This is a genomic window from Pseudarthrobacter sp. KH_020_B, from assembly GCF_057840185.1.
Window position 1 is genome coordinate 2,734,010 of record NZ_CM174506.1, and the last position, 14,809, is coordinate 2,748,818.

Annotated in this window: 9 protein-coding genes; 6 read left to right on the forward strand and 3 right to left on the reverse strand. The window is 59.1% G+C overall.

What is annotated here, in order from left to right:
* The first annotated feature begins 79 nt into the window (after positions 1-79).
* The 5 genes from AC3IT0_RS12575 to AC3IT0_RS12595 all read left to right on the forward strand — a co-directional run bounded on the left by AC3IT0_RS12575 (position 80) and on the right by AC3IT0_RS12595 (position 7,444).
* On the forward strand, positions 80-1,147 hold the full coding sequence (locus tag AC3IT0_RS12575; RefSeq protein WP_489320134.1) for a PDDEXK nuclease domain-containing protein: 1,068 nt from the start codon (positions 80-82) through the stop codon (positions 1,145-1,147).
* A complete protein-coding gene (locus AC3IT0_RS12580) occupies positions 1,144-2,559 on the forward strand; it encodes an ApeA N-terminal domain 1-containing protein (protein ID WP_489320135.1) in 1,416 nt (471 codons plus the stop codon). The genes AC3IT0_RS12575 and AC3IT0_RS12580 overlap by 4 nt, the downstream gene beginning before the upstream one ends.
* Complete coding sequence (locus tag AC3IT0_RS12585; protein WP_489320136.1) at positions 2,556-5,750, forward strand: type I restriction endonuclease subunit R; 3,195 nt, start codon at positions 2,556-2,558, stop codon at positions 5,748-5,750. Before AC3IT0_RS12580 ends, AC3IT0_RS12585 begins: the two co-directional genes overlap by 4 nt.
* 78 nt (positions 5,751-5,828) lie before the next feature.
* Positions 5,829-6,914 (forward strand): helix-turn-helix domain-containing protein, encoded by a 1,086-nt coding sequence (locus AC3IT0_RS12590; protein WP_489320137.1) that lies wholly within the window; start codon positions 5,829-5,831, stop codon positions 6,912-6,914.
* Entirely contained in the window at positions 6,911-7,444 is a 534-nt protein-coding gene (locus tag AC3IT0_RS12595; protein WP_489320138.1) for a hypothetical protein, read from the forward strand. Before AC3IT0_RS12590 ends, AC3IT0_RS12595 begins: the two co-directional genes overlap by 4 nt.
* Positions 7,445-7,758: 314 nt before the next feature.
* On the opposite strand, the gene AC3IT0_RS12600 is transcribed toward AC3IT0_RS12595, so the two are convergent.
* Both AC3IT0_RS12600 and AC3IT0_RS12605 read right to left on the reverse strand, forming a co-directional pair.
* Positions 7,759-10,986, reverse strand: a complete 3,228-nt coding sequence (locus AC3IT0_RS12600; protein ID WP_489320139.1) for an NACHT domain-containing protein — start codon at positions 10,984-10,986, stop codon at positions 7,759-7,761.
* A 719-nt stretch (positions 10,987-11,705) separates the two neighbouring features.
* Complete coding sequence (locus tag AC3IT0_RS12605; RefSeq protein WP_489320140.1) at positions 11,706-12,608, reverse strand: zinc-ribbon domain-containing protein; 903 nt, start codon at positions 12,606-12,608, stop codon at positions 11,706-11,708.
* Between the two features lie 210 nt (positions 12,609-12,818).
* Here AC3IT0_RS12605 and AC3IT0_RS12610 point away from each other — a divergent pair, with 210 nt between their 5' ends.
* Positions 12,819-13,190 (forward strand): hypothetical protein, encoded by a 372-nt coding sequence (locus tag AC3IT0_RS12610; protein ID WP_489320141.1) that lies wholly within the window; start codon positions 12,819-12,821, stop codon positions 13,188-13,190.
* Between the two features lie 511 nt (positions 13,191-13,701).
* Here AC3IT0_RS12610 and AC3IT0_RS12615 read toward each other — a convergent pair.
* On the reverse strand, positions 13,702-14,808 hold the full coding sequence (locus tag AC3IT0_RS12615) for an ATP-binding protein (RefSeq protein WP_489320142.1): 1,107 nt from the start codon (positions 14,806-14,808) through the stop codon (positions 13,702-13,704).
* Between the last annotated feature and the right edge of the window lies 1 nt (position 14,809).

Sequence of the window (14,809 nt, forward strand, 5' to 3'; positions counted from 1 at the left end):
CCAGATTGAGGGGCAAATAATGTCGGTGCCCACCGATACATTCATGGTGAAATGGCCGCCAGGGAAGGAACCGATCAGTATGTCATCAGCAGCATCGTTTGAAGAAACGCCCGCTAAGTCCGATATGCCGCATTGGTACCCAGAACTACTGGCATCGGTGACACGCCAGATTCATGCCGGCAGGTCGAAGGCAATCTCAGCCGCCAACCGGCAGATGCTGCTTTCGTACTGGGCCATCGGCAATGAACTGAGCCAACGCGAATCCGCACAAGGTTGGGGCAGTAAAGTCGTCACTAGGCTCTCGGCAGACGTCCGCGAGGCCTTCCCTGAGGCTAGGGGCTTCTCGCCTCGAAACCTCCGCTACATGAAGTCATTTGCTGAGGCTTGGCCTGAGTTTCCAATGTTGCAAGCGCCGCTTGCAACATTGCCTTGGTATCACCAAATCGCTCTCCTGGAGAAGCTCAAAAGTGCGGATGAGCGGCTCTGGTATGCAGCGTCGGCGATCGATCAGGGCTGGTCTCGAAACGTCTTGGTCCACCAGATTGATACGCGGCTTCACGAACGCTCCGGTCAAGCCATCACCAATTTCAAGGTGACCCTGCCGCCGTTGGAATCGGATCTTGCCCAGCAGTCCTTCAAGGACCCCTACGTCTTTGACTTCGTGTCCATGACAGGCAAACGGAACGAACACGAACTCGAGGGACAGCTGATCCTGCATGTGGAGAAATTCCTCCTGGAACTTGGCCAGGGCTTCGCGTTCGTGGGACGGCAAGTACGGCTGACCATTACCGACGACGAATTCTTTGCCGACTTGCTGTTTTACAACTTCAAACTGCGCTGCTTCGTTGTAGTAGAGCTCAAGGCCACCGCTTTCAAGCCCGAGTATCTAGGACAGATCAACATGTACATGTCTGCTGTGGACGATTTGCTTTCACACGCGGACGACCAACCGACCATTGGACTGTTGCTCTGCAAGACCAAGAACAACGTGGTGGCTGAGTATTCTCTTCGCGGATTTTCCAAGCCGATCGGCATTGCCGAGTGGGAGTCAGAAATTGTGGAGTCGCTACCCGCGGAATTCGCATCCACGCTTCCCAGCATCGAACTCCTTGAGGCAGAGCTGAGCGCTAAGGAACGGCGAAAATGACTGTACTGGCGGCCGGAAATGCTCTTACAGGGCTAATCATGGATGGCGTTGAGGAGACACCTTGGACAACAGCGACTTTGTCCGTGGAAATTCGAGGCGGCGTTGTTCTTGAAGTTCCATTTGTATCTCATCAGGGGGCGGAGCAATTCGCGACTGTAGAAGGATGGTTTCGTGGAACGGAGCAACCACGCAATCTCGCAATTGCCACCAATGATGGCACGTTCACTCTCATTGATTGCCACTACTCCCCAGCAATCGAACACCGATCCAATGGACTCAGCATCGGAAGGATTCGTCCGCAGCTCACAGTGAGCTCAACGCGTGACGCTGACCTGCACGAACCGCTCGTAGTCGCAGAAGTCCGGTCCAGGATTGATGGCCTTCTTGAGTGGACCAGCGCCACATCCTTTCAAGTCAACTTGGACCTCCCCAGCCACGGGCCGCGTCAGAGCATAGATATCGAATTTCCCGAAGCGGTTTCGTTCAGTTGGCGTCAAGGGACCGCGGTGATGAAAGTTGACGCGGTGCACAGTTGGCAATCAGGCCTCCGATCTTTCGCCATTCAGGACGAAGTTTTCCTAACGAGTCTTTTCGAAGCGCCAGTCGCCTTCGACGAGCATTTAGCTGAACAAGGGAAAGTTTCTGCCCTCATTACGATCCTCAATGGCGCACCCGCATACTTCCGCCAGCATCAAGTCCGCGATGCTCAATTCCCTGAGCACTTCGTCAGCGGAGACGTTTCCCATGTCCCGTTCCAAGAGATGATCAGCCGCAAGACTTTCCGTGACTCTCAGCAACCACAGCCGAGCAAGTATTTGTTTCGATACTCACTTTCCGATCTGGAGACGATCGGCCAAGCTGGCCTTGAGAGCTGGTCCTCAGTTCATGACACTTGGAAACGAGCAATCGAACCCTTGGTTGCACTATTTCGTCGGCGGACGACATCCGAAGATGCCCTCCTCAGCACCTGTGTGGCGCTAGAGGCTGCTGGGCATCTGCTAGGAAGTGTCCCAGCGGAATCGGAAACTTACAACCGAACAGGGCGTCCTACCACGGCGACGTACATATACCGTTGTCTTGCGCAAGTGCCCGTCAACTGGGCTCCGGTTGCCGGATCGATGCTCGCCCTGTCGCGCGCCATTGCAAACACGTATAACGACATCAAACACTTCGACCGTCAGACCACGCCTGATCCGATTCATCTGGATTTGATCTGCCAATTGACCATTCTGGTCGCAAGAATATCTATCGTCAGGCAAATCGACGTAACTGGAGAAATCGTCGAAAGAGCGTCCACTGGCAATGAATTGAGCAGAATCCTGGCAGCCTTTGGAGACCATGGTCTTTTCATTTCGGAGACTGGCCAAATGATCGAGCAGGACCAAACGGTCAACCAGGGGGAATCACCGTGACAGCAGCACCCGCAGCAACCTTTTCAGAAGCCGACTGGGAAGGCCTCGCACTCGAGAAGCTCGCCGAACCGCTCGGCTGGCAGCCCCAGCGCGGCGACGAGATCGCGCCCGGCTCCGGCGAACGGGATAGTTGGGACGAGTTGCTCATCCGGCCACGGCTCATGGAAGCGCTGCAGAGGCTCAACCCAGACGTACCCGTCCAGTACGTGCACCAGGCGTTGGCCGAAATCTCCGCGCCCAGCTCCAACGACGCCATCACCGAAAACCACCGCATCCACACATACCTGGTGGACGGATTCCGGCTCAGCTACATCGATGCCGACGGCAGCGAAGCCAACCCCACTATCCGCCTCATCAGCGCCGAACCCAGCCAGAACGACTGGCTCGCGGTCAACCAGGTCACCATCATCCAGGGCGATTACAAGCGCCGCTTCGACATGGTCCTTTACTGCAACGGCATGCCCGTCAGCATCATTGAGCTCAAGAAGGCCGGCAGCCTCCACGCCGACGTCGCGGCCGCCCACGCCCAGCTCCAGACCTACCTGCGCGAATTCCCCATGGCCTTCCGCTTCTGCGTCTTCGCACTCGCCTCGGACGGGATCCAGGACAAATACGGGACGCCCTTCACTCCACTCAACCACTTCTCACCGTGGAACGTCGACGACGACGGCGAGCCGGTGCCGCCGGGAACGTTCGACGACGGCGAGGCCGTCACCGCGCTGGAGACGGCCCTCTACGGACTCTATGAACAGGGCCGTTTCCTGCAGCTACTGCGCCTGTATACCGCCTTTGACCAGGGCTCGGACGGCCTCACCAAACGGATCGCGAAGCCCCACCAGTATTTCGCCGTCGCCAAGGCGGTGGGCAGCACCGTGCAGGCAGTAGAGAGCAACGGCAAGGCCGGCGTCGTCTGGCACACCCAGGGCTCCGGCAAGTCCATGGAAATGGAGCTCTACACGAACCAGGTGCTCCGCCATCCCCGGCTGCGGAATCCCACCGTGGTGGTCATCACCGACCGGAATGAACTGGACGGCCAGCTCTACGAGGGTTTCGCGAAGAGCCTCCTGCTGGCCGAAACGCCGAGGCAGGTGCGGCGGCGTTCCGAGCTGCGCGAAGAATTGAGCAATCGCACCACAGGCGGAATCTACTTCACCACGCTGCAGAAATTCGGGCGCAGCCAGGCTGAAAAGGAATCCGGAACGGACCACCCCCTGCTTACGGACCGGCGGAACATCGTTGTGATCGTGGACGAGGCCCACCGCTCCCACTACGACGACCTGGACGGCTATGCCCGGCACCTGCGCGATGCCCTCCCCAACGCAACGCTGATCGCCTTCACAGGCACGCCGATCACATTCGAGGACCGCAACACCCGCGACGTTTTCGGTGACTACATCGACATCTACGACCTCACCCGCGCAGTGGACGACGGCGCCACCGTGCCTGTCTACTTCGAGCCGCGGCTGATCAAAGTCAGCCTGGCGGAAAACCTCACCGAAGATGTACTGGACCAGGCCGCCGACGAATACACGGCTGGCCTGGACGATACGGAGCGGGCGCGCATCGAGGCGAGCGTCGCCGTCGTGAACGCCGTGTACGGTGCGCCGAAGCGCATTGCCGCGCTGGCCGAGGACCTCGTGGCGCACTGGGAAAACCGGCGTGACCGGATGGGCAAGTTCATCGAGGCGCCGGGCAAGGCGATGATCGTGGGCGGGACGCGTGAGATCTGCGCGAAGTTATACACGGCAATCGTGGAGCTGCGGCCGGAGTGGCATTCGGATGATCTGGACAAGGGCAAGATCAAGGTTGTGTATTCCGGGACCGCGTCCGACAAGCCCCCGGTGTCCGACCATGTACGGCGCGATTCCCAGAACGCCACAGTCAAGGAACGGCTCAAGGACGCGGACGACGAGCTCGAACTCGTGATCGTCAAGGACATGATGCTCACCGGCTTCGATGCTCCCCCGCTGCACACGCTCTACCTGGACCGGCCGCTCAAGGGCGCCCTGCTCATGCAGACTCTGGCCCGCGTCAACCGTACCTTCCGCGGCAAGGAGGACGGCCTGCTGGTGGCGTACGCGCCGCTCGCCGAGAACCTGGCCAAGGCGCTGAGCGAATACACCAAAACGGACCAGGAACACCGGCCCGTGGGCAGGAACATCGACGAAGCGGCTGACCTGGCGCGCACTCTGGTGGAGACCTTGCGGGGACTGCTGGCCGGTTACGACTGGAAGGCAGTTTGGCTCAGGGGCGGGCCGAAGGCATTCATCAATGCCGTCACCGGCGCCGTGAACTACCTGCGTTCACCCTCCACACCCGGGAACCTGCCGGCCGAGGGTGAGGAGTCCCTGGCGTCGAGGTATCGCCGGTTCTCCAGCCAGCTTTCGCGGGCGTGGGCCGTGTCCTCCGGCTCGCAGACGTTGGCCGACCTGCGTCCGGAGATCCAGGTGTACGAGGAAATCCGGGTCTGGATGGCCAAGTACGATGCGTCCGAGCGCCAGGGCCGGGGCGAACCCGTGCCGGAAGACATCCAGCGCCTGCTCGGTGAGCTGATAGATTCGGCGACATCGCCAGGTGGCGTGCTGGACATCTACGAGGCGGCCGGGATGCCCAAGCCGTCGCTGGATGACCTGACGCCCGAGTTCATCGCCAAGACCAAGAAGGCCCCGAACCCCCACCTCGCAATTGAGGCCCTGCGGAAGTTGATCGCCGACGAGTCCGCCGCCACGATGCGCAACAACGTGATCCGCCAGCGGGCATTCTCCGTGCGCATCACGGAGCTGATGAAGAAGTACACCAACCAGCAACTGACGTCCGCGGAGGTCATCGCCGAACTGGTGGAGCTGGCCCGCGACGTGGCAGCCGAATCCCGGCGCGGCGAGCATTTCACACCGCCGCTGAACTCCGACGAACTGGCGTTCTACGACGCCGTCGCTTCGAACGAATCGGCCGTGGAAGTCCAGGGCGAAGGCGTCTTGGCTGACATTGCCCGCGAACTGGTGGCCGTGATGCGGCGCGACGTACGGACGGACTGGACTGTGCGGGACGACGTGCGGGCCAAGCTGCGCTCGTCCATCAAACGGCTCTTGGTGCGCTTCGGCTATCCGCCCGACAAGCAGCCGGAGGCCATAAAGCTGGTCATGGAGCAGATGGAATCCATGGCGCCGCGGTTTGTTGAGGCACGAGGCTAAGTCGTACGACACAGCAAAGAATCCCACGCTCCGAACTAGACCGATGTGAATATCGCAACAGCATGATAGACTGGTTACATGGAGACATTACGCGAGCGGGTTTTGACGCGCCTTGAAGAAGTGGCATCCGGCACTTCTCAGAATGAACTCGCTCGACGCGTTGGTATGGCGCCGAGTGCCTTATCACGCGCCCTGGGCGAGACCCGTGGCCTCACCGGCGATGAACTAGTGCGCCTGGCCCGGGAGCTCCAGGTCTCGGTGGACTGGGTGCTAACAGGTGAGGATCCATTTCCCGTCAAAATTGCAGCGCGCCATCTTTTCAGCGCCGAACGCGGACATGAACTGTCGCGGTCAGCAGTTGCGGAGCGCGCCCTGCTTGAGGACATCGCTCTCGCATATCGGCAGGCACCTGACCTCACCGCGAACTTGCAGCGGGCGGTTCCAACTGACCCTGATGAGGCTCGAGCTCTGCTTGCGGAGAAGTTTGGCGACGACTGGTCCCGCTTCTTAGCGGATGCCGTTGAGCAAGTCTTTGGCGTCGACGTCGTAAAGGTGGACCTGGCGGATGGCGCCGGTTACTCGATGAGCCTGAAGGCGGGCATCATCATTGTCGTGCCCACATCGAATTTTTGGGGCCGCCAGAACTGGACGATCGCCCATGAACTCGGGCATATTGCGCGTGGTGACTTCACCCCGATCGAGCAGAAGGCTGCCGCTGACGCGGAATCGGCTGCAAATGACTATGCAGCTCAACTGCTGCTACCAAAGGAACGCCTGTCCGACGTCCACGCCATCGCAATGGATCCCCCGGGGCTCGCGAAGTTCCTGTGGGATACCGGCGTGTCGCTTGATGCGCTTAACCGAAGGCTAACCCGTTGCGGACTGGCCAGGGTGGAGTCCGAGCTGACTACTGGGCAACTGATCAGGCGCTATCCTCCGGTCCCCATCAGGCAATTCGATGATCCCATCACCGATCGTTGGCGAGCTGCGGGTACCAGGCGGTTCCCCACGAGACTGCTCGCTGCGCATGAAGGTTCACCGTCCACGAAACGCACGCTGGCATGGATGCTGGGCGTGACCGAACCGGAGGACGAAGAAACTAAGCCAACGTCTATTGATATGGACACCGCAATGGCGGCATTCGGATTCACTTCCGACCAGTGACCTACTTCTTCCCGGACAACACCGTCCTAATCAACTTTGCACATATTGGACAGCTTTCCCTCCTTGAGACCTTGTTGCAGGGTAGGGGGCGCTGGGCGGCCGCCGTCGCGGCGGAGTGTGAAAACTCCGCCGAATTCCCAGGTCTGCATGAACTCCGATTTGTTCCAGAGTTCATGGGCGAAGCACTCCATCCGGACAACGCCGAACGGATCGATGCGCGGACGATTCAGTCCATGCTTCGATTTCCTGGAGATGCGCCGGACAAAAGCTACGGGGAAGCGGTCACAATCGCGATAATCCGACGGCGGGGCCTGGACGCTCTGTTTCTGACCGATGACGGCGGTGCCATCGCTTGGCTTGCAGAGAATCATCCCGAGCTGAAGACGTTCAACACCCCTCAGCTTCTTGCCCTCGCTGTTCGCGCCGGAAGGTTAGCTCTCACCGATGCAACAATCCATATGGCAACGCTTCGGCGGCTCCGACGAACTCGGATGACGGACTCCGCGTTCCGCACGCTCGCTGGGCCGTAACGTCGCAATGACCACGATCTTCAGCCATTGGATTCCCTTCACGGCCGTACCACGAATGGCGGGCAACGCATCACTCGTTGCCCGCCATTTGTGAAGTTCCTAAGGATAAGGGCTAGTGTGAGATGCCGACCTAAGCTAGCAATTGCTCAGAAAAAAAGCCCCGCCATCTTCCGGCTAAGCCATGGAGCCGTCCACCTAAGTTCGTCGAGCTATCTGAGCAATTCGGACAGCTCGTTATCTGGGAAGAACCAGCCACAGTAGCCGGAAGGCTCGCACCCAGCTCAGTAGCGGTGCGCTCATCAAGTCCTGAGATGTCACGTCAGCAGTTTACTTAGCTCATCGTCTGGCCTATGGCCCCCGCAAGAGCAGGTGTCCGAATCGATTCCTACATAGGTCCCGCACTCTTCGCAACCCCAGAACTCTGGGTAACGGAGGGTGACTGGCAGGAGCTTGATTAACTCATCTGGCAGCGGCTCCTCTGGCACAGCTTCGTTTCTAACTGCAAGATCCAGATCCTGAAGGTAATCAACCAAACTCCCGTAGTCCTGGGCCTCCCACGCTCGCGCAGCCTGCACACGGCGCACTCCGACGCGTGCTCGTTGATCTGAGAGAAGCCAGGCCTCACCCGGGTGGTGGTACTCGACCACAACCCCAACTTGAAGCCGGGATGTCGGCGAAAGCTCAGTCAGAGCCCCTTCGAGCTTGCTGCGGAAGCCTTCAGTCAAGCCTTCTACGGCCAGAGACATAGACTGCGCCAGCAAGCCGAGCCAAACGTTGCCCGATTTCCAAGCAGCTAAAGTGAACTCCTCCCATCCTTCCGAAGGTGACAAAGCAGGCACCGGAGTCCGATAGGACGGAATGCTCAGCAACGAACTGCCCTGTCGGCCGAGCAAGGAAACAACGCGAAACTGAGCGGCAACTTCACTCGTATTGAGCGAGGAGTCATCTATCAACTTACGAAGCACTGCCGCACTGAGCTCCGGAAACGTCTCGATGGCCCAATACAGTTGTCCGAAAGGAACATCGTTGACTCGTAGTAGTAGATATGCGGCCGCGGCCTCGCTCAAATGCCACAAACTCGCTCTTTCGCTTTCGCCTGGTTCTCCAAGGCAATCAAGAAGCAGGCTTATTGGCTGGTCTGTGGTCATGAAGGACTCCGGGAGGCTGGCGAATAGATCAACACCGATGTGAAAGTCCAGCATCCCGAGATCTTCGCCGAGTCCCTTCTCAACGAGCAGGGTGTGCACGTCATCCACGTCTAAGACCGGGCCCATGTGGGCTGCTGCCAGAACCCGGAGTGCCAGGTCTCCACGTTCTGTGGCCAGCTTCTCTGCCGCGTAACGCGTAACGTTGTGCAGACCCCAGGTGTCTATGCCTCGCCAAGGTGCGACATATCCTTCTTTTCGGCTACGATCCGGCCGCGGGGGCAAGGCATCAGCAATCACCTGCCAATGCTCATCCGAGTCGACAGAATGGCTCGGACTTTGAATTTCCCTGATAGCAAGAACGATAGCCCGTTGCGCGGAGTCCAACTGTGACGTCGCAAAATCTCTGATGGCCAAATCTTGGGGCCCTGTCAACGAGTGTTGGGCCACCCGAACCGCCAGGCGATAGGCGTCGTCCACTGGCCCCGTCTTGAACTTCCTGATGCGTGTTTTCACCGTGCTCTCCTCGGTAACCTCGCCTTGGGCCGAGTGGTTCCGGGGCAGATCAGGGAGCCTGGCTAGCTGACGGTCAAGTACCTGATTGAAGAGGGATGCATTCATGGTGGCACCCTCGTCCACAGCACGGAGAATGAGATCAAGGAGTTCAGAGGCTCCTTGCAAAGCGAGCTCAGCAATCCAATCCAACGCATTTGAGTCAAGACCAGCGAGAAGGCAAATGGCCTCGTAAGAGTCGGCATCTTCCTTGTTTGATAGCACCCATTCCTTCATCGCGGCAGTGTCGCGATTAAGTAACATCGCAACACCGAGTTCGGTGAACAAGCGCGACCTAGCGGTAAGTTTGCCTTCTTCAGCAGACGTGACAAAAACAGCTGCGGTCTCGTCCCAGAATTGAACAATGGCCTCGGCCCATGAACGAGCAGCTGGAGCAGGAATCCCCCAATGAGGGAGCCGATTGACAACCGCTTGTATCGCGTCGCCCTGTCGGCCACCACCGGCTACTACGCCAGCAATATCGGCAAAAGTGTCAAATACAATTTGCGGCTGGTAGTCCAAGGGCAAACCCGCCTCGATACCATTCAGGCGCCGCATCTCCCACCGCCTGACGCTTGACTCAATCGCCGTTCGCAAGAGCCCCGACCTCGACTTGGGAATGCTTTCCGGTCCCTTATCAACGAGCGTGGCGATCATAAGAAGCGCTAGCAAAGGAACGCGCCAGAGATCCCTATCTTGACTCTGGGCGAGCTTCACAAAGGCGCGTCGAGACTGCAGCCAAACAGTTCGCTCATCGCCCTCTACTGCAAGGCCCTCCGAGAATTTGACTAGAACGTCATCAGTGAGTGCGGTGAGATCGTCCGGGGGCAAGAGCTCGAATTGAGGAAGGACAAGATCGGCCCGTCCGGCCGCTGCATATCTGCTGGAGATAACCAAGTCAGTGTGAGCATCGATGTTGTCCAAGAAATCCCTCAGCCAACCCACAATTTTGGATCGATCACTGGCAACCTCGTCCAGCCCGTCAAACAGGTAAATAACGTCGCCCTGCTGCATGCGTGCAAGTAAAGCTCTTTCGAGAACAACGTTGTTCACGGCGAGATGGTGTGCGATCTCCTTGAAACCCCAGGAAGACGACATGGGTAACGCACTGAGCGAATTGGAAACATCACGGAGTCGCAGCAGTAATGGGAGCGGCGCATTCGGCTGATCGGCCAGGCTCGCGGCTATCTGTCCAAGGCTGAATGATTTGCCAACGCCGGGGCCACCAACCAGAACGAATCGTCCTTGTCTCCTGGTTAAGTTCAGGAGGGGGACCACGTCGGACTTTCCTTGCCGTTCCGACTTCGGTGTACCCAGTGCACGAACACGGAGGGCCTCGGAACACTTAGGACGGACAAACTTTTGAACCTCAAGGTCGAGCGAGAAGAAGTTGACTTCGTCTTTGGTCTTGGCCAAGCTCCCTCGGTAAGACGCGATTTCTTCATCTTCTGCCTGCAGTTGGGCGGCCAGCACTCCATTCGGATCAGAGTGCACGGGCAACTGAGCAGCGCGGAGTGCGGAACGCCAATCGTTGAGGTCAGTTTGCTTGCGCTGCCGGCTATTGTCATGGAAGAAATTGGTCAAGATTGCAAGTGCGGCCGTCCCGGTCCCGGCTGCAACGACACTTGTATCCAGGAGAGCGGCCCCTAGTTCCGACGCCTGCCCGGAAGGATCCGTATCAAGTATCGCCACGAAGACCTTCTTCAGGACGTACTCGGCGTCTTCACTGCTCAGCTTGTGCTTGGTGGTCATCAGTTTGAGGACACCGTTCAGACTGTCTTCTTCACCCTTTGGCAGCGTGGAGCCTGCGCGCCAGTGATCGAGCGCGTTGCGGAGCACTTCCAACGAGCCCGTTGGCTTGGAGACCAGGAGGATGAACCTGCTTACGGAAGTGGCTTCCCCGGTCTTGGCGGCTGCGGCCCATTGCGCGGCCGACTTCCTGAAGCTGGGCCCAAGGCCACAGCTGCTCTTTGCCTGTATGTGAACCGAGCGCTTGTCGCTGAGTATGACTTCAATGTCGTCGACCGCATGATCCGTCTCTAACCCAATTCTGGCTGGCCAAGCGTCTCCACCCAGCCATGAGACTTCTTTTCCGTTTAGCCCGTAGGCCGCAATAAGTGCCGCACCAACACTTCGGTGGTTCGACCCGCTTTCATTAGCTACGCCCCCGATAGCCCCTTGCATCACCACACTGATCCCACTCCTCAAGCTCTCCAATAGCTTAGTAGGGACTATAAACAGCCAGGACAGTTGAGCGCCGAGGACGCGCGGCCCAACGGTCATGCGATCCTTCGGGGAGCACAACTCGCCCGGCGTAAGCAGACAGTCGAGAGCCGGTCATGGGTGAAGAATGTTGCCGACCGGCCCCGCCTGGGAGCAAATGGGTTCTCTTCCGATCTACTCGTATGGGGACCCGAATGATGCATAAACCCTCCTTTCACGAGCGTGTCGCCCGTGCCCTGCTCATTCTTCTTTCACACGTCTGGCTGGAGCGCTGCGGAGTGGGTCGGGTTGAGTACGTTTTAGCCCCCATCTGTCGATGCTGCGTTCGTAAAGTTGTGTCGTCAGCTAAGTACGTTCGGCCTGATGCGTTTATCCCAGCCTTGCCGCCCGCGAGCAAACTCGCTTGCTGGTGTTGCGATACGCGCCTCAGGAGGGCACTCTGAGCATCCACCGGAGCGTGCACGATTGCGAACCGCTGTGTGCTGGGTGTGGTTGTTTCGGCAAGTCCACCATCGGTTCTTGGTACCCGGAACGACCTGTGTGGGGTCGACGTTGTTGCGTTCATAATCCCAGTCAGCAACGAGACCCGGCTGCTTGGTTGCCAAGTCATTTTCTCCAGTAACCATGAGGCGACCGGTGTCGACCGGGCACTGCTGTTTTTTCTGCCTGGCACGATAGTCGATCTGCTGCTCGAATTCGTGACCGTCCGGACACTGCCACCACACGCGTTTTTCAGAACCAGCCTTCACATCTACCGGTTTCAGCGCGCCGTTCTTGGATGGGTGCCACCATGAAGCCACCCAGAGGTGCGTGGTCACAAGGTCGTTCTCCCCCTCGGCCACGGCGCGGCCGTCACAATACGGACAGAACGGGCGCAAGACGAGCTTGGCCGGAGTGCGAACGAAACGGTGGCCTGCCGCACACCGCAGATGTAATTTCGCAGTCGCGTTGCCAGCGGAGACTTCGTGCGCCTGCTTCTGCTCTACTCCGGGGTCCCAAAACTTTGCCAGCGTTGGATGCGTCGTTGCTAAGTCGTTGTAATTGGGCAGGACAGCCTTGGCGGCGCAGTATGGGCAGCCTGAACCGAGCAGCGCACGGTTGGAAATGATGGCTTGCCAGGAGTGCCCCTCAGCACAGCGCCACCACACTCTCTTGTTTGACCCGCCCAGCATCGCGCCGGCCGTGACGTCGCCATTTCGCTTCTCGTCCCATTGAATGGCCACGGACGGGTGGGTGTCGGCCAAAGAGCTGATGCCATCCACAGCGCGGGACCCTGCACAAACTGAACAGTGGAACTCATTGTGCGGGTAACGCCGAGCTCTGGACTGGCTGTCGTGGAGGCAATGGCCCGCCGGACACAGCAACGTCCAGGCGCTGCTGCCCCTCACATACCCTGCCGTCCTTGCTGCAAAGCGGTCAATCCACCAAAAGTCGTCAGTACGTTTAGTCCTCAAATGCCCGAACCAATCCCGCGGGTCCGCCTTGAACTCAGCACCGGCAATGGCAACGGGCAGAGGCACCACGGGGTCCAAATCATCGACGGGGATGTCCTGACCAGACGCAACACGCGCGGCAACTACTGTCGGGCGGAGAAGCAACCAGGCCTGGTCGATCAGCTGAACCAACTGCTGCTTTGTCACGACGTTCAAAAGTTCCGCAGCGACGTCCTCGATGCGACTCTGGAGGCTTTCGCGAGCGGCCGTTGTGTCACAGGCTGCAGCCAGGTCAAGCAGGGTAAATGGGTTGAGCCCAACGGCAACCAATACGGAAACGACTGGCAGATCACAAGGCTCCGGGATTCGGCGGCGGCCATGAGAACGCATTGATATAGTACGGCGCAGACACTCGCCCACGAGGTCGGGGTGCGTCTTTCTGCGCTGCTCAAGAGTGGCCGCTGCACTCACGACCACTGCTGCCACCGGCTCCCCGTGCCGAGGATCTGGCTTTGCGGGGTCCAATCGATCGTGAGATTCGACGCAAACTGGTCCCGTCCAAAGGCAATGCTTCAGGCAGACGAAATTCGCGCGCCGGGCGTCAAGTTCGACGACAGGGCCGCACTGAGGACATGAGGACCAGGCCATTTCCATGTCCCATAGGCCGGGCACAAAGTGGTCTTCTTCCAGATCACAGCGTTCCCTGAGGAGATCCGCCAGCTGGTCATATTGCTGGGATGTGGTCGGTTCGGTGATCCCGAGTCTCCGCAGTTCAGAGGTAGCTTTGCCGAGGTAAGTACCATGACGAGCACCGAGGCGGTCCTCAAGTCGGCGGGCATAGCTTGCCGGTGTCTCTCCGGGCACGGGCTCGGGGACTAATATTGAGGCCAAGGACGGCCTGGGTTCAAGCACTCGCTCGTTTCCTTCCCCGCACGTGGGCACCAATTGCAGCGGTCTTCCTGCCAGAGGGTTTCGGGCCCGCCGTCACTCGGACCCGGTGGCGTTCTGCCTGCAAAGTTAGTGAGATGCGGTCGAGGTCCTCAGCAGTCACCTGTTCCTTGTCAAGCGCTCCTTCAGAGATCTTGCGACGTGCTATCTGGGTCAGCGCAGAGTTGAGCATTCCAACAGAGCCTCGAGTGATGTCGAAGAGCAGTGCGGAGAGCTTCACTGTCTCCCTAGGGTCACTTGCATGGAGCGGCAGAGCTGCGGCCATCCCACCCACCAAGCCGAGCCAGTGCTTCTTCCAATCTTCCTGCGCATCGTCGGCATAGTCGTAAACGGCGGCGCGACGAAACCGATTGGCGATTTGAGCGCCGCGGCGGCCTGTCGTGATCGAGGTGTGCTCGAGGTCGATGCCGGCCAAGATGATGGTGGCGTCCACATCGTCCCCTAGTCGCCTGAGTGCGTCAGCGACAGATCCGGCGTTGGCTGCGTTATCAAGGTTTTGGACCTCGTCGATCGCTAAGAGCTCCATCCGGGTTAGGTTAATTCCGTTGCGGACCATTGTTGACAGCTCGGCTTCGGTGACGCCTGCCGTGTAGTCGATGCCGAGATAATCGGCGAGCACTTGGTAGACGGAGCGCGGTGTTCCTAGTGCCGGGATGCACACGTATCCGACCGGGACCTCTCCCCGTTCAAGCAATTCCGGGTCGTCCTGTTTTAGATCGGCGAGCACGGCACCGAGTACTCGGTGCAGGGATGTTGTCTTGCCAGCCCCGGATGGCGCAGAGAGGAATATGCCATGGCCGCCGCCACGTTTGGCGAAGTTCGTGTCCATTTGCTCCACGACAGTCGCGTCGAGGTCATGGACAGTCCTGGTAGCGACCGTTATGCCGCGCGACAGGTAGATCTGGCGAGCCTCGTCGTATTCGCGCCGCTGCAGGGTGGTCATAGAGGCGACGGCATCGTTCGGCGGCATGCGGACAGCCTCACGCTGGGATTGTGCCCAGGTCAGGTACCCAAGATAGTGGGAGAGGTTTCCGCCCGTGCGCAATCGTTTACGGTACTTCACC

Excerpts from the sequence above, each read along its gene's own strand:
- AC3IT0_RS12575 (WP_489320134.1), top strand. The coding sequence starts at position 80 with ATGTCATCAGCAGCATCGTTTGAAGAAACGCCCGCTAAGTCCGATATG.
- AC3IT0_RS12580 (WP_489320135.1), top strand. The coding sequence starts at position 1,144 with ATGACTGTACTGGCGGCCGGAAATGCTCTTACAGGGCTAATCATGGAT.
- AC3IT0_RS12590 (WP_489320137.1), top strand. The coding sequence starts at position 5,829 with ATGGAGACATTACGCGAGCGGGTTTTGACGCGCCTTGAAGAAGTGGCA.
- AC3IT0_RS12610 (WP_489320141.1), top strand. The coding sequence starts at position 12,819 with ATGCCCGAACCAATCCCGCGGGTCCGCCTTGAACTCAGCACCGGCAAT.